Source organism: Streptomyces rubellus (genome assembly GCF_036323805.1).
In the GTDB taxonomy this organism is placed as follows: Bacteria; Actinomycetota; Actinomycetes; order Streptomycetales; family Streptomycetaceae; genus Streptomyces.
The window spans coordinates 189100-205065 of the sequence record NZ_JAZDCX010000004.1; the positions used below are offsets into that span (position 1 = coordinate 189100).

General features: G+C 73.0%; 14 protein-coding genes. 2 read left to right on the plus strand and 12 right to left on the minus strand.

The annotated features are described in order from the left end of the window. Positions 1-147: 147 nt before the first annotated feature. The 10 genes from ruvB to pgsA form a co-directional block, all read right to left on the minus strand. A complete protein-coding gene (gene ruvB, locus V1L54_RS06455) occupies positions 148-1263 on the minus strand; it encodes a Holliday junction branch migration DNA helicase RuvB (protein ID WP_443076510.1) in 1116 nt (371 codons plus the stop codon). A 166-nt stretch (positions 1264-1429) separates the two neighbouring features. Then, complete coding sequence (ruvA, locus tag V1L54_RS06460; protein WP_330116903.1) at positions 1430-2062, minus strand: Holliday junction branch migration protein RuvA; 633 nt, start codon at positions 2060-2062, stop codon at positions 1430-1432. Then, on the minus strand, positions 2059-2610 hold the full coding sequence (ruvC, locus tag V1L54_RS06465) for a crossover junction endodeoxyribonuclease RuvC (protein WP_330116904.1): 552 nt from the start codon (positions 2608-2610) through the stop codon (positions 2059-2061). The genes ruvA and ruvC overlap by 4 nt, the downstream gene beginning before the upstream one ends. A 154-nt stretch (positions 2611-2764) precedes the next feature. Next, positions 2765-3517, minus strand: coding sequence for a YebC/PmpR family DNA-binding transcriptional regulator (locus tag V1L54_RS06470; protein ID WP_330116905.1), 753 nt, complete (start codon positions 3515-3517; stop codon positions 2765-2767). A 57-nt stretch (positions 3518-3574) separates the two neighbouring features. Further along, positions 3575-4207 (minus strand): pyridoxal 5'-phosphate synthase glutaminase subunit PdxT, encoded by a 633-nt coding sequence (gene pdxT, locus V1L54_RS06475; protein ID WP_330116906.1) that lies wholly within the window; start codon positions 4205-4207, stop codon positions 3575-3577. Between the two features lie 97 nt (positions 4208-4304). After that, complete coding sequence (gene pdxS, locus V1L54_RS06480) at positions 4305-5222, minus strand: pyridoxal 5'-phosphate synthase lyase subunit PdxS (RefSeq protein WP_330116907.1); 918 nt, start codon at positions 5220-5222, stop codon at positions 4305-4307. Between the two features lie 235 nt (positions 5223-5457). Further along, positions 5458-6018, minus strand: coding sequence for a LemA family protein (locus V1L54_RS06485; protein WP_330116908.1), 561 nt, complete (start codon positions 6016-6018; stop codon positions 5458-5460). 30 nt (positions 6019-6048) lie between these two features. Continuing rightward, on the minus strand, positions 6049-7221 hold the full coding sequence (locus tag V1L54_RS06490) for a glycosyltransferase family 4 protein (protein ID WP_330116909.1): 1173 nt from the start codon (positions 7219-7221) through the stop codon (positions 6049-6051). Then, entirely contained in the window at positions 7218-8162 is a 945-nt protein-coding gene (locus V1L54_RS06495) for a phosphatidylinositol mannoside acyltransferase (protein WP_330116910.1), read from the minus strand. Before V1L54_RS06495 ends, V1L54_RS06490 begins: the two co-directional genes overlap by 4 nt. Further along, positions 8159-8908: a phosphatidylinositol phosphate synthase gene (pgsA, locus tag V1L54_RS06500; RefSeq protein ID WP_330116911.1), complete on the minus strand. Its 750-nt coding sequence runs from the start codon at positions 8906-8908 to the stop codon at positions 8159-8161. Before pgsA ends, V1L54_RS06495 begins: the two co-directional genes overlap by 4 nt. A gap of 285 nt (positions 8909-9193) precedes the next feature. Between pgsA and V1L54_RS06505 the strand changes: the two genes are divergently transcribed. Continuing rightward, positions 9194-11395, plus strand: coding sequence for an elongation factor G-like protein EF-G2 (locus tag V1L54_RS06505; RefSeq protein WP_330116912.1), 2202 nt, complete (start codon positions 9194-9196; stop codon positions 11393-11395). Positions 11396-11526: 131 nt separating this feature from the next. Beyond that, positions 11527-13188: an AbeC-like domain-containing protein gene (locus V1L54_RS06510; protein ID WP_330116913.1), complete on the plus strand. Its 1662-nt coding sequence runs from the start codon at positions 11527-11529 to the stop codon at positions 13186-13188. 113 nt (positions 13189-13301) lie between these two features. Here the strand turns inward: V1L54_RS06510 and V1L54_RS06515 are convergent, their stop codons facing one another. After that, positions 13302-13862 (minus strand): HIT family protein, encoded by a 561-nt coding sequence (locus tag V1L54_RS06515; protein ID WP_330116914.1) that lies wholly within the window; start codon positions 13860-13862, stop codon positions 13302-13304. Between the two features lie 88 nt (positions 13863-13950). Next, positions 13951-15930, minus strand: coding sequence for a threonine--tRNA ligase (gene thrS / locus V1L54_RS06520; RefSeq protein WP_330116915.1), 1980 nt, complete (start codon positions 15928-15930; stop codon positions 13951-13953). Positions 15931-15966 lie beyond the last annotated feature (36 nt).

Sequence of the window (15966 nt, forward strand, 5' to 3'; positions counted from 1 at the left end):
ACACGACCGCCTGCTCGGCGGCCTGGTCTTCGGGGGTGGTCGTGCCGTCCGGGACGGAAGGCATCGGCGGAGTCTAAGCGAGCCCGCACCTGGGGAACAACGTCAAGCATGGCACCGGGGTTCCGGTGCGGGCGACCCGCTGTGCCCTCACCCCCCGAACAGCCCCCGCTGCCCCGGTCCGCCCGGTGCCGGCGGCGGTGACTGCTGGGGCGGGGTGAGACCCATGTGGGCCCAGGCGGCGGGGGTGGCGACCCGGCCGCGGGGGGTGCGGGCCAGCAGTCCTTCGCGGACGAGGAACGGCTCGGCGACCTCCTCGACGGTCTCGCGCTCCTCCCCCACCGCGACGGCCAGGGTGGACAGTCCCACCGGTCCGCCGCCGAACAGCCTGAGCAGGGCGTCGAGCACCGCCCGGTCCAGCCGGTCCAGCCCTCTGCCGTCCACCTCGTAGACCGCCAGCGCCCGCGCGGCGATCTCCCTGGTGATCACACCGTCCGCCTTGACCTGGGCGAAGTCCCGCACCCGGCGCAGCAGCCGGTTGGCGATACGGGGGGTGCCGCGGGAACGCCCGGCGATCTCGGCGGCGCCCTCGGCGTCCACCTCCACGTCCAGCAGCAGGGCGGAACGGTGGATCACCCGTTCCAGCTCGGCCGGCTCGTAGAACTCCATGTGGGCGGTGAAGCCGAAGCGGTCGCGCAGCGGCGGCGGCAGCAGCCCGGCCCGGGTGGTGGCGCCGACCAGGGTGAAGGGCGGCAGCTCCAGGGGGATGGCGGTGGCACCGGGCCCCTTGCCGACGATGACGTCGACCCGGAAGTCCTCCATCGCCATGTAGAGCATCTCCTCGGCGGGCCGGGACATCCGGTGGATCTCGTCGAGGAAGAGCACCTCGCCCTCGGCGAGGGAGGACAGGATCGCGGCCAGGTCTCCGGCGTGCTGGATGGCCGGTCCGGAGGTGATCCGGATGGGCGCGCCCATCTCCGCGGCGATGATCATGGACAGGGTGGTCTTGCCGAGCCCGGGGGCGCCGGAGAGCAGTACGTGGTCGGCGGTGCCGCCGCGGGCCCGGGCGGCGCGCAGCACCAGGTCCAGCTGCTCGCGCACCTTGGGCTGGCCGATGAACTCCGCCAGGTCCTTGGGGCGCAGAGCCGCCTCGACGGCGGTGTCCTCGGCGTCCGCAGCGGCGCCCACCAGGCGCTCGGCGCCGTCGGCGGCACCGGACGGCCCGTGCGCCTGCTCGTCGTGTGCGCCGTACTCGTCCCGGGTCACGCCGACCGCCTCCCGGGGCCGGCCGCCGGGCCGTGGAGCGCGGGCGGCACCAGGTGTGGCGCCTGGCCGGGGGGAGGGGCGGAGGGCGGGGAGTGCGGCGTCATCGTCGGTCTTTCGTCGGTCTTCTCGTCTGCCGGTCTTCTCGTCCGCCGGTCTGCGGGGCGGCTCAGCGTGCGCGGTTCAGGGTCTGCAGGGCGGCCCGCAGCAGCCGGGGCACCTGGGGGCTGTCTCCCCCGGCCAGCGCCGCCTCGGCCTGCGGGGTCACGGCGGCGACCGCGTCCTCCGCCTCCCGGGGCGCGTAGCCGAGCCCGACCAGGGCGGCGTGCAACTGCTCGCGCCAGCCGGGCGGAGCGGCGGCGCCCGCGCCGCGGGAGGCCGCCGCCGTGCCGGTGCCCACCGGTTCGCCGAGCCGGTCCTTCAGCTCCAGCAGCAGCTTCTGCGCCCCCTTCTTCCCGATGCCGGGCACGGCGGTGAGGGCCTTCTCGTCACCGGTGGAGACCGCCAGCCGCAGCGCGTCGGGACTGTGCACGGCGAGCATCGCCTGGGCCAGCCTCGGCCCCACTCCGCTGGCGGTCTGGAGCAGTTCGAAGACCTGGCGCTCGTCGTCGTCGGCGAAGCCGTACAGCGTGAGCGAGTCCTCCCGGACGACCAGTGAGGTGGCCAGCCGGGCGGGCCGGCCGGGCCGCAGGCCGGCGAGGGTGCCGGGGGTGCAGTGGACGGCCATGCCGATCCCGCCCACCTCGATCACCGCGGTGTCCGGGGTGAGGGCGGCGACCGGTCCGGAGACGAAGGCGATCATCGGGTGTCCTTCGGGGTGCGTACGGCCGGTGCGACGGCGCGGGCCCGCAGGCGTGCCTGCTGGAGCCGGTGCTGCGCGGGAGCGCGCCAGATGTGGCAGATGGCCAGGGCCAGGGCGTCGGCGGCGTCGGCCGGCTTCGGCGGGGCGTCCAGCCGCAGCAGTCTGGTCACCATCGCGCCGACCTGCTCCTTGCCCGCCCGGCCGCTGCCGGTGACGGCGGCCTTGACCTCGCTGGGGGTGTGCAGGGCGACGGGCAGCCCGCGCCGGGCCGCGCAGAGCATGGCGACCGCGCTGGCCTGCGCGGTGCCCATCACGGTGCGGACGTTGTGCTGGCTGAAGACCCGTTCCACGGCGACGACGTCGGGCCGGTACTCCTCCAGCCACTCCTCGACGCCGCGCTCGACGACCACCAGCCGCTCGGCGGTCTCGGCGTCGGCGGGGGTCCGCACGACTCCTACCCCGGCCATCCGCAGCGGACGGCCCGGGGCCCCCTCCACCACGCCGATGCCGCAGCGGGTCAGCCCCGGGTCCACGCCGAGCACACGCACCGCGGCCCCCTCTCGTCCACCTGGTCGTTCGGTCAGCTGTTCCCGCAGGCTACCGGCTGCCACCGACAGCACCGGCGGAGGCGGCCGGCAGGACGGGCGGGAGAACGGACGGGGACCCGGCGGGGAGCGGGCGCCGGCCCGGGCCTGACCCGGGTCAGGCGTCGACCTTCGCCATGACCTCGTCGGGCACGTCGAAGTTGGCGAAGACGTTCTGCACGTCGTCGCTGTCCTCCAGGGCGTCGATGAGCTTGAAGATCTTGCGTGCGCCCTCCTCGTCCAGCTCCACCTGCATGGTGGGCACGAAGTTGGCGTCCGCCGAGTCGTAGTCGATGCCCGCCTCCTGCAGGGCGGTGCGCACCGCGACCAGGTCGCCGGGCTCGCTGACGACCTCGAAGCTCTCGCCGAGGTCGTTGACCTCCTCGGCGCCCGCGTCCAGCACGGCGGCCAGCACGTCGTCCTCGGTCAGCTCCCCCTTGGGGACGATGACGACGCCCTTGCGGTTGAACAGGTACGACACCGAGCCGGGGTCGGCCATGGAGCCGCCGTTGCGGGTCATGGCGACACGCACGTCGGAGGCGGCGCGGTTGCGGTTGTCGGTGAGGCACTCGATCAGGACCGCCACCCCGTTGGGGCCGTAGCCCTCGTACATGATCGTCTGGTACTCGGCGCCACCGGCCTCCAGGCCCGCGCCGCGCTTGACCGCGCGGTCGATGTTGGTGTTGGGGACCGAGCTCTTCTTCGCCTTCTGGATGGCGTCGTACAAGGTGGGGTTGCCGTCGGGATCGGGGCCGCCCAGCCGGGCCGCGACCTCGATGTTCTTGATCAGCTTGGCGAAGAGCTTGCCCCGCTTGGCATCGATCACGGCCTTCTTGTGCTTGGTGGTTGCCCACTTGGAGTGGCCGGACACAGCCTCGCTCCTTCATGTCGCCGACGGAGGAATCAACGCGCCGATCCTACCGCCGGATCACCGTGCCGCCGCGCGCACCATGTCCGCGAAGAGCCGGTGCACCCGGTGGTCCCCGGTGAGTTCGGGGTGGAAGGCGGTGGCCAGCAGCCGGCCCTGGCGCACCGCGACGGCGTGGCCGTCGACATGCGCCAGCTCCGCCACCTCCGCTCCGGTGGACTCCACCCAGGGCGCGCGGATGAAGACGCCCTCGACCGGCCCGCCCGGCACGCCCGCGACCTCGACGGCCGCCTCGAACGACTCGTTCTGCCGGCCGAAGGCGTTGCGGCGCACGATCATGTCGATGCCGCCGACGGTCTCCTGCCCGGCGCGGGGGTCGAGGATCTTGTCCGCGAGCATGATCATGCCCGCGCAGGACCCGTAGACGGGCAGTCCCGAGCGGACCCGCTCGCGCAGCGGCTCCAGCAGCCCGAAGGCCGCGGCCAGCTTGGAGATCGTGGTGGACTCCCCGCCGGGGATCACCAGCCCGTCGACCGCGGCCAGCTCCTCGGGGCGCCGGACGGGCCGGGCCGTGGCCCCGGCCGCGGTGAGCGCGGTCAGATGCTCCCGTACGTCGCCCTGGAGGGCGAGGACTCCGATGGTGACATCGGCGGTGACGTCGGTGACGGTGTCCGCGGTGGTGCCTGCGGTCACGAAGGTGCCTCCCTGGATGCTCACGGGTGGACCGGGCGGCCCGCGGCGCGCGGGCCGCCCGGTGTGCCGGGCCGTGCCGGAATCGCGCGGGACGCGCTCACCAGCCCCGGCCGGCGAAGCGCTCGGCCTCGGTGAGGGTGTCGCAGTTGATGCCGACCATGGCCTCGCCGAGTCCGCGGGACACGTCCGCGATGACCTTGGGGTCGTCGTAGAAGGTGGTGGCCTTCACGATGGCGGCGGCGCGCTTGGCCGGGTCACCGGACTTGAAGATGCCCGAGCCGACGAAGACGCCCTCGGCGCCGAGCTGGCGCATCAACGCGGCGTCGGCCGGGGTGGCCACACCGCCCGCGGAGAACAGCACGACCGGCAGCCTGCCGAGCTCGGCGACCTCGCTGACCAGCTCGTACGGGGCGCGCAGCTCCTTGGCCGCGGCGTACAGCTCGTTGTTGTCCAGTGCGCGCAGCCGGCCGATCTCGTTCTTGATCTGGCGCAGGTGACGGACGGCCTCGACGACGTTTCCGGTGCCGGCCTCGCCCTTGGAGCGGATCATGGCCGCGCCCTCGGCGATCCGGCGCAGGGCCTCGCCCAGGTTGGTGGCACCGCAGACGAAGGGCGTGGTGAAGGCCCACTTGTCACTGTGGTTGACCTCGTCGGCCGGGGTGAGGACCTCGGACTCGTCGATGTAGTCCACGCCGAGCGCCTGGAGCACCTGGGCCTCGACGAAGTGCCCGATACGGGACTTGGCCATCACGGGGATGGAGACGGCCTCGATGATGCCCTCGATCATGTCGGGGTCGGACATGCGGGCGACCCCGCCGTCCTTGCGGATGTCGGCGGGCACCCGCTCCAGGGCCATGACCGCGACGGCACCGGCGTCCTCGGCGATCCTCGCCTGCTCCGGTGTGACGACATCCATGATCACGCCGCCCTTGAGCTGCTCGGCCATGCCGCGCTTGACGCGTGCGGTGCCGGTCGCGGGGACGGTTTCGGACGTGCTGGAAGCGGTGCTGGACAAGGTGTGACCTCACTCGACGACGTTGGGACGACGGCCGGGGACATGCCCGCGGCGGACGGCGCCGGACCGCGGGACGGGAACGGGGGACGGGACCGGACACCCGGCCGTACGGTGAACCCATCGTAGGTCCGTTCGATTCCCCTGCGGGGCCGTCACCCGGTCCAGTTCCCGGTGATCCGCACTACAGACCCGATGAAACGGGCCACTGGCCCGGACCGCAAGGGCCAATCAGAAGTCAGTGGCCCTCGCGGCCGGCGCCCGTCCGGTCCGCCAGTACGGCGGGTGGCTCGTCGTCCATCTCGAACGCCAGCGGGAAGGGAGCGTGTCCGGCCAGCCGGAACCAGCGCACCTTGCGGTGGCGGCGCAGCGCGCGGGCGGCCCGTACCGCGTCGTTGTGGAAGCGGCGCGCCATCGGCACCCGGCGCACCGCGGCGGTCAGCTCCTCGACGGCCTGCTCGCCACCCGGTGCCGCCCGGACCGCCTCCAGCTGGGCGCTCTCGGCGAACACCGCCCGCAGCGCCTGGCTGAGCTCGCTCTCGGCGACCTCCCGCTGCTCCTCCTCGGCCTGCCGGGCGTCGTGGGCGGCCTGGTACAGCAGGATCGACGCGGCCGGGTCGAGCACTCCGGCGGTGGCCAGCTCCTGGGCCACCGAGGCACGCCGCAGCAGCTGCGCGTCGAGCGCGGCCCGGGCCGCGTCGATCCGGGCGTGCAGCCGGTCCAGCCGTCCGGCGGTCCAGCTCAGGTAGAAGGCGACGAGCAGCAGCGCCGCCGCGATCCAGACGATCGTGGTGGTCACGGTTTCGGTCCCCCGTCGCTCATGAGTGGCTCAGTCCCTGACCAGGCCCAGCCGGGCGCGCAGCCCGATCCGCTCGTCCGGCGCCACCGAGGCCGCTCCGTCGGCGACGGTCTCGTAGACGGCGAGGATGTCGGCGCCGACGGTGGACCAGTCGAAACGGCGGACATGGCGGCCGCCCCGTTCGCGCAGCGCGGCGCGGCGGGCCGGATCGGCCAGCAGCCGCACCGCGGCGGCGGCCAGCGCGTCCGCGTCCTCGTTGGCGTACAGCTCGCCGGCCTCTCCCCCGTCCAGCACCTGGACGAAGGCGTCGAGGTCGCTGGCCAGCACCGGGGCCCCGGCGGACATCGCCTCGACGAGGATGATGCCGAAGGACTCGCCGCCGGTGTTGGGCGCGACGTACAGGTCGACGCTGCGCAGCAGCCGCGCCTTGTCCTCGTCGCTGACCATGCCCAGGAACTCCACCTGCCGGCGGAGCTCGCGCGGCAGGGAGTCGACGGCCTCCTCCTCGTCGCCGCGCCCGGCCACCAGCAGCCGGGTGCCGGGGCGCTCGGCGAGGATCCGCGGCAGGGCCCGCATCAGGACGGGCAGGCCCTTGCGGGGCTCGTCGATACGCCCTATGAAGCCGATCGTGTCCGCCCCCTCCCGGCCCCGCCACTCGGCTCTGGGCTCGGCGGCGGCGAAGAAGCCGACGTCCACTCCGTTGGGGATGACGACCGCGTCCCCGCCCAGGTGCTCCACCAGGGTGCGGCGGGCGTACTCGCTGACCGCGATCCGCGCGCTGATCTTCTCCAGCGCGGGCTGGAGGATCGGGTAGGCGGCGATCATCGCCCGGGAGCGCGGGTTGGAGGTGTGGAAGGTGGCCACGATCGGCCCCTGCGCCGCCCAGCAGGTGAGCAGGGCCAGCGAGGGCGTGGCGGGCTCGTGGATGTGCAGGACGTCGAAGTCGCCCTCGTGCACCCAGCGGCGGACGCGCGCGGCGGACAGGAAGCCGAAGTTCAGCCGGGCCACCGAGCCGTTGTACGGGACGGGCACGGCCCGCCCCGCGGAGACGACGTACGGCGGCAGGGGTGTCTCGTCGTCGGCCGGGGCGAGGACGGACACCCCGTGTCCGAGGTCGACGAGATGCTGCGCCAGGTCCCGGACGTGGAACTGGACACCGCCGGGGACGTCCCAGGAGTACGGGCAGACGATGCCGATCCTCAACGCTTCTCCGTTTCCGTGCCTGTCTCGGCGGCTGCTCCGGCGGCCGCCCCGGACCGCGGCGCCAGGTCCGCCGACCACAGCCGCTGCAGCATGTGCCAGTCCTCGGGGTGCTCGGCGATGCCGGCGGCGAAGCCGTCGGCCATCGCCTGGGTCATGGCGGCGGCCTTCTCCCGCCGGGTGCCCTCGGCCGGCACCTCGACGGGCGGCAGGACACGGCCCTTCATCACGGGCGGTTCACCGAACCACAGGTGGGCCGGCAGCAGTGCCGCGCCGGTCTGCAGGGCCAGCATGGCGGGTCCGGCGGGCATCCGGGCCGGCTCGCCGAAGAACTCCACCTCGATCCCGGAGGCGGACAGGTCGCGGTCGGCCACCAGGGCCACCAGCCCGCCGGCGCGCAGCCGCCGGGCCAGGGTGCCGAAGGCGGCGCCACCGGTGTGCGGCAGCACCTCCATGCCCAGGCTCTCGCGGTAGGCGACGAAGCGGTCGAACAGGGACTCCGGTTCCAGCCGCTCGACGACGGTGGTGAAGGGAATGCCCAGGCCGGCGGTGAGATAGGCGCCGGCCAGGTCCCAGTTGCCCATGTGCGGCAGGGCCAGGACCACGCCGCGGCCGGAGTCGAGCGTGCCGGTGAGCCGGTCCAGGTCCTCGACGTGGACGCTCTCCCGGATGCGCCGCTCGCTCCACACCGGCAGCCGGAAGGACTCCATCCAGTAGCGCAGGTACGAGCGCATCCCGGCGCGGGACAGCTCGGCCAGCCGCTGCGGCCCCGCGCCGGGCACGACCCGGGCGTAGTTGGCCTCCAGCCGCCGCACCCCCTGGCCCCGGCGGCGCCAGGCGATGTCCGCGACGGTGCGGCCCAGGGCCGCGGCGGCGGGTTCGGGGAGCCGCCTGACCGTGCTCCAGCCGAGCCGGTACAGGCCGTCGGTCAACCGGTCCTTCACGCGTTCTCGCTCCTGTGTCCGCTCCGGCCGGACGCGGACGCGCCGTTCCCGGACGCACCGTCCGCCGCCCCGCCGCCCGCCGGCTCCGCCCGTTCCCCGCCGGCCGGCTCCGCGGCGTCCGCCTCGGCGGCCTCCCGCCGGACGGTCACCATCCGCTGCAGGACCGTCACCAGACTGCCGGCGGCGACCACCCACAGGGCCACGGGGAGCAGGATCCCGATGTGCGGGACGCCGAAGGTCGTCTCGAACCCGGCGAGCCCGGCGCACACCAGGCTGATCACCAGCCGCTCGGCCCGCTCGACCAGACCGTTGACGTTCACCGGCAGGCCGATGCTCTCGCCGCGCGCCTTGGTGTACGACACCACCTGGCCGCTCGCCAGGCAGAAGACCGCCACCGCGCACAGCACCGGGTCCTCGCCCCGGCCCGCGTACCACAGCGCGATCCCGCCGAAGACAGCCGCGTCCGCGACCCGGTCCAGGGTGGAGTCGAGGAAGGCGCCCCAGCGGCTGGAGCGCCCCGACTGCCGCGCCATCGTGCCGTCGACCAGGTCGGAGAAGACGAACAGGGTGATGACGACGGTGCCCCAGAAGAACTCGCCGCGCGGGAAGAAGACCAGGGCTCCCGTCATGACCCCGCCGGTGCCGATGAGGGTCACCGTGTCCGGGCTGACGCCCAGCCTGAGGAGCAGAGCGGCGAACGGCGTGAGGACACGCGTGAAGAACGCACGCGCGTACTTGTTCAGCATGGCCTTCCCGGGGGTTGATGCGGTCCGGTGGCCAGGGAGCCGCCGGCGGGCCCATCGTAGTCAGCCCCCGCCGGTCCGCCACGGGCCGGGCACCCGGAGCCGATCATGTCCGGATACGACCGTTACGGGACATCCCGCTCCGTGTGCGCCGAGTACCGGCATGCGGCACGTATGGACGGAGTCCGGCCCCGGTGGGACGCTCGGAAGCAGCACATCCCGTGCGAGGTGCGCGACCCATCCGATCCGAGCATCCGGCCCCGCGGGGCCGACCGGGAGGCGGAAGCCATGGGCGACAGGACGAGCACACACCCCGGGGCCGCCGGCAGGGCACCGGTGGCCGACCGGCCCGGTTCCGTCCGGAACGTGGCACTGGTCGGCCACCGCGGCTCGGGGAAGACGACGCTGGTGGAGGCACTGGCCCTGGCATCGGGCGCGGTGAGCCGCGCGGGCCGGGTCGAGAACGGCGACAGCCTCTCCGACCACGACGAGATCGAGCACCGGCAGCAGCGCTCGGTGCAGCTCTCGCTGGTGCCCGTCCAGTGGCGCGGCATCAAGGTCAACCTCCTGGACACCCCGGGCTACGCCGACTTCGTCGGAGAGCTGAGGGCCGGTCTGCGGGCGGCGGACGCGGCCCTCTTCGTCGTCTCCGCCGCGGACGGGGTGAACGGCTCCACCCGGCTGCTGTGGGAGGAGTGCGCGGCGGTCGGCATGCCGCGCGCCCTGGTCATCACCCATCTGGAGGCATCACGCGCGGACTTCGGCGAGATGACCGAGATCTGCCGGCGGGTCTTCGGCGCCGACGACCCCGACGCCGTGCTCCCGCTGTACCTGCCCCTGCACGGGGAGCCGGGCCGCGACGGGCACGCCCCGGTCGCCGGGCTGATCGGGCTGCTGTCCCGGCGGATCTTCGACTACTCCTCCGGCGAGCGGATCGAGCGCGCCCCGGACCCCGGGCACCTGCCCCTGATCGAGGAGGCCCGCAACCGGCTCATCGAGGGCATCATCGCCGAGAGCGAGGACGAGACCCTCATGGACCGCTATCTCGGCGGCGCGGAGATCGACGTCCAGACGCTGGTCGGGGACCTGGAGAAGGCCGTCGCCCGCGGTTCCTTCCACCCTGTCCTGGCCGCCGCCCCCGCGGCGGGAGGCGCCCGGCAGGGCCTGGGCACCGTGGAGCTGCTGGAACTGATCACCGGCGGTTTCCCGACCCCCGAGGAGCGGGAGGTCCCCCTGGTCACCACCCCCGACGGCCGGCCCCGTGCCCCCCTGTCCTGCGACCCGGACGGTCCGCTGGCGGCCGAGGTCGTCAAGACCTCCTCCGACCCCTACGTCGGCCGGATGTCGCTGGTCCGGGTCTTCTCCGGCACCCTGCGCCCGGACGCCACCGTGCACGTGTCCGGCCACGGCATGGCCGACCGCGGTCATGAGGACCACGACGAGGACGAGCGCGTCGGCGCCCTGTCCGCCCCTTTCGGCAGGCAGCAGCGGCAGCTGTCCAGGGCCGTCGCGGGCGATCTGGCCTGCGTCGCCAAACTCTCCCGGGCCGAGACCGGCGACACCCTGTCGGACAGGGACGACCCGCTGCTGATGGAGCCCTGGGTGATGCCCGACCCGCTGCTGCCGGTCGCCGTCCAGGCCCACGGCCGGGCCGACGAGGACCGGCTCTCCCATGGGCTGGCCCGGCTGGCCGCCGAGGACCCCACCCTGCGCCTGGAGCAGAACCCCGACACCCGCCAGGTGGTGCTGTGGTGCATGGGCGAGGCGCACCGGGACGTGGTGCTGGAACGGCTGCGCACCCGCTGCGGGGTGCGGGTGGACGCCGTGCCCCACAAGGTGGCCCTGCGCGAGACCTTCGCCGTGCCGGCCACCGGGCGCGGCCGGCACGTCAAGCAGTCCGGCGGCCACGGCCAGTACGCCGTCTGCGAGATCACCGTGGAGCCGCTGCCGGCCGGCTCCGGCATCGAGTTCGTCGACCGGGTGGTGGGCGGTGCCGTCCCGCGCCAGTTCATCCCCTCGGTGGAGAAGGGCGTACGGGCCCAGGCCGCGCGCGGGGTGACCACCGGACACCCGCTGGTGGACGTCCGGGTCACGCTCACCGACGGCAAGGCGCACTCGGTGGACTCCTCCGACGCCGCCTTCCAGACGGCCGGCGCCCTGGCCCTGCGCGAGGCCGCCGCCGGAGCGCGGATCCATCTGCTGGAACCGGTCGCCGAAGTGCGGGTGTCGGTGCCCGACGAGTACGTGGGCACGGTGATGAGCGATCTGTCGGGCCGGCGCGGCAGGGTCGTCGGCACCGAGCAGATCCCCGGCGGCACCACCCTGGTCCGCGCGGAGGTCCCGGAGACCGAGCTCGGCCGCTACGCGGTGGACCTGCGCTCCCTCACCCACGGCACGGGCCGGTTCGCCCGGGCCTACGCGCGCCACGAGCCGGTGCCGCGGCAACTGGCCGGCAGGATCCGCGAGCAGGCCGAAAGCAGCGTGGCGTGACGGTGGATTGAGGCTACGCTGAAACGGCACGCGCCCGGACGCGTCGGTGCGCAACAGGTGTACGGCGGGCCCGGGTTGGGAACGGTGGAGACGGTCCTGTCGCCGGACGGCAGAGCGGAGTGGGGGCACCATTGGCGGGCTTCGATGACGGCGAGGGCGCGTACGACTTCAGTCCCGGTGCGCAGATCCCGCTGACCGGGAGCGGCGGGCAGACCGCGCCCACCCAGGCGCTCGCCTCGGCCGCCTACCGCGACGGCCCGGTGACGGACCTGACCGCGGCGAACGAGAACGCCAAGGTCTCGGCACCCAAGTTCTCGCTTTTCGAGCCGAACCTGGGCGAGGCCTTCGCCCGGGCCGTCCAGGCGCGGATGCTGGGCGCCGGCCGCAAACCGCTGATCCAGTCCTTCGGCTGCGAGCCGCAGACCGTGGTCGAGCACTGTCTGGCGGCCAGCCGCATCCGCCGGGAGCGGGACATCCGGCTCACCGCCGTGATGGTGGTCTTCGGGCTGCTCTTCCTGCCCGGGGTCCTGCTGTGGCTCGGCGGGTTCCAGCTGCGCCGGACCCTGGCCGGAGCGCAGGACAAGAGCTCCGGGCTGCTGGGCGTCGTCGCGATCGCCGCGCTGGGCGTACTCGCGGTGGTCTTCGTCGTGCAACTGCCGTTCACCGGGTTCTGGGCGATCTACCTGCGCGTCATGCTGGTCGCCCCGGTCGTCGGCTGGCTGCTGGCCAAACGGATCTGCGAGCGTTACGCCAAGGATCTGCGGTCCCGCTGGTCGGGGCTGCTCGACGGCGGCGGCATCGGCGCCAAGATCCCCGAGGCCGTGCCGCACGCCCCCGGTGACGCGGGCGCCGAGACCATCCGGCTGAACCTCGCCAAGCTGGCGGCCGAGCAGCGCAGCAATCTCGTCTTCTACGCCGGTCCCAAGGGCATCCTCGGCATGGGCACCCGCTGGGGAAGCTGGCAGCTCGCCGAGGAGCTGGTGCCCGCCGAGCCCGGCAGCGAGATCAACCCCTTCCGCAGCTGGGACGTGGCCCGCGCGATCCACGACCGGCTGCGCCTGCTGGAGCGCACCCCGGTGCACACCGGGGGCTTCCCCGCCCCCGTCGTCCGGCACTGGGTCGTCGCGCCGATCGGGGAGGGCGCCGGCGAGGTGTCCCGCCCGGACGGCCAGGAGGTCGAGGCGTACAGCTTCAAGGACTTCGAGGTCCAGCGGATCTGCAACGAGCAGCAGTTCGGCAGCGGCAACCGGCACTACCTCGGTGTCCAGTTCATCCTGTGGGACGGTCAGCTGGTGCTGACCATGCTGGTCAACGTGACCCTCCTGCACCACACCCTGCGCATCGAGGTCACCGGCCACGCCCTGGGGCCGGTGCACCCGGCCTTCTTCGGCAAGCCCTCGCCGAGGAAGAAGACGGTCTCCAAGCCGGTCAGGTTCTGGGAGACGAAGGACATCGAGCTTCCTCTGATCGAGGCCAAGGAAGTGGTGCGGCTGGCGGCCCGCGCCCCGCTGACCTGGTTCCCGCCGGTGCTGGACTTCCTGGGCGGCAAGCTGTCCCTGCCCGAGCCCTTCGGGCTGCGGCACGTGTGGGCCGACAAGCCGTGGCGGCACCGCTTCATGGCCGACGACGCCCTGCGGACGGCCACCCCGGTACTGCGGGCGGTGCACGCGGCGGTCCTGAAGGTGCTGAAGGAGAACGGCGTGGACACCGAGAAGTTCGGTGCCCGCTCGCTGGCGCTCAGCGGCCAGGTGCAGGCCGCCGAACCGGGGCAGCCGGACGTCTACAACCTCTGATCCGGCCCCGCTTCCGCTTCCCGGCGCGCGCCGGACGACGCGAACCGCCCCGTCCCCGGCAGGGGGCGGGGCGGTTCGCCGCCGTGGAGGCGCCGCGGAGGCACCGCCGGGCCTCAGCCGGCGGGCCAGACCTCGGCGAGCATCCGGCGGGTGTCGGCCAGGAGCTGGGGCAGCACCCTGGTGTGCCCCACCACCGGCATGAAGTTGGTGTCCCCTCCCCAGCGCGGCACGATGTGCTGGTGCAGATGGGCGGCGATCCCGGCGCCCGCCACCGCGCCCTGGTTCATCCCGATGTTGAACCCCTGCGCCCCGGAGGCCGCGCGCAGCGCCCGCATCGCCTGCTTGGTGTGGTCGGCCAGTTCCGCCGTCTCCTCGTCCGTGAGGTCGGTGTAGTCGGCGACGTGCCGGAAGGGGACCACCATCAGATGGCCGCCGGTGTACGGGTAGAGGTTGAGCACCGCGTAGACGTGCTCGCCGCGGGCGAGCACCAGCCCGTCCTCGTCGGACTTGGCCGGGATGGAGCAGAACGGGCAGCCGTCGCCGGCTCCCGGGCCGCTCGGCTTGTTCTCCCCCTGGATGTAGGCCATCCGGTGGGGCGTCCACAGGCGCTGGAAGGCGTCCGGCGACCCCACTCCGATCTGCTGCTCCGGCTCGCTGCTCATGTCGGCCAGCATAAAGCGCCCACCGGTGGCCGTACGCCCCGCGGGGACGGCTCCACCGGAGGCCGTCCCCGCGGGATTCCCCGCTGCCGCGGGGACCGGGTCACACCTGGATCCGGCGCTCCACCGCGTCGGCGATCTCGGCGATCGCCTCGTCGCGCGGAACGCCGTTCTTCTGCGAGCCGTCCCGGTAGCGGAAGCTGACCGCCCCGGCCGCCATGTCCTCGTCCCCGGCGATGACCATGAACGGCACCTTGCCCTTCTGCGCGTTCCTGATCTTCTTCTGCATCCGGTCCGCGGAGGAGTCCACCTCCACCCGCAGCCCGGCGGCCTTCGCCCGCGCGGCGAACTCCTCCAGATACGGGACGTGCGTGTCGCCGATGGGGATGCCGACCGCCTGCACCGGGGCCAGCCAGGCCGGGAAGGCGCCCGCGTAGTGCTCCAGCAGCACGGCGAAGAACCGCTCGATGCTGCCGAACAGCGCCCGGTGGATCATCACCGGCCGCTGCCGGGAGCCGTCGGGGGCGGTGTACTCCAGGTCGAAGAGCTCGGGAAGGTTGAAGTCGACCTGGATGGTGGACATCTGCCAGGTCCGGCCGATGGCGTCCCGCGCCTGCACCGAGATCTTCGGCCCGTAGAAGGCGGCGCCGCCCGGGTCCATGACCAGTTCCAGACCCTGCTTCCCGGCGGCCCGGCGCAGGATCTCGGTGGCCTCCTCCCAGTTCTCGTCCGTGCCCACGAACTTCTCCGGGTCCTTGGTGGACAGCTCCAGGTAGAAGTCCGCCAGGCCGTAGTCGCGCAGCAGGTCCAGCACGAAGGTCAGCAGCGAGTCGAGCTCGTCCGCCATCTGCTCCCTGGTGCAGTAGATGTGCGCGTCGTCCTGGGTGAAGCCCCGCGCACGGGTCAGACCGTGCACGACACCCGACTTCTCGTAGCGGTACACGGTGCCGAACTCGAACAGCCGCAGGGGCAGCTCGCGGTACGAACGCCCCCGCGCGTCGAAGATCAGGTTGTGCATGGGGCAGTTCATGGGCTTGAGGTAGTAGTCCACTCCCTCGTCGAGCTTCATGGGCGGGTACATGCCGTCGGCGTACCAGTCCAGGTGGCCCGACTTCTCGAAGAGCTTCCCCTTGGTGGCGTGCGGGGTGTAGACGAACTCGTAGCCCGCCTCCTCGTGGCGCCTGCGGGAGTAGTCCTCCATGGTGCGGCGGACGATGCCGCCCCTGGGATGGAAGACCGCCAGGCCCGAGCCGATCTCCTCCGGGATGGAGAACAGGTCCAGCTCGGCTCCGAGCTTGCGGTGGTCGCGCTTCTCGGCCTCCGCCAGGAACTCCAGATACGCCTTCAGCTCGTCCTTCGACGGCCAGGCGGTGCCGTAGATCCGCTGGAGCTGCGGGTTCTTCTCACTGCCCCGCCAGTACGCGGCGGCCGAGCGCATCAGCCTGAACGCCGGGATGGTGCGGGTGGTCGGCAGGTGCGGGCCGCGGCACAGGTCCTTCCAGCACAGCTCGCCCGTCTTGGCGTCGAGGTTGTCGTAGATGGTCAGCTCGCCCGCGCCGACCTCGGCCGACGCTCCCTCGGCGGCCTCGGCGGCGTTGCCCTTGAGCCCGATCAGCTCCAGCTTGTACGGCTCCGCGGCCAGTTCCTCGCGGGCCTCCTCGTCGCTGGTCACCCGGCGGGAGAAGCGCTGGCCGCGCTTGACGATCTCCTGCATCCGCTTCTCGATGCGCTTGAGGTCGTCCGGGGTGAACGGCTCGGGGACGTCGAAGTCGTAGTAGAAACCGTCCTTGACGGGAGGGCCGATGCCGAGTTTGGCCTCGGGGAAGAGGTCCTGCACGGCCTGGGCCATGACATGCGCGGTGGAGTGCCGCAGGATGTCCAGGCCGTCGGGGCTGGAGATCTCCACCGGCTCGACCTCGTCGCCGTCGGCGACCTCGTACGCCAGGTCCTTCAGCTGCCCGGCGACGCGGGCGGCGACGACGGAGCGGTCGCCCTCGAAGAGCGCGGCAGCCGTGGTGCCCGTGGTCACCACGCGTTCTTCCCGCTCGGAATCGCGTTGGATGATCACACGGACGTCCGTCACCGGTCTCTCCTGACTGCCTGCTGCCTCGGTGTGCGT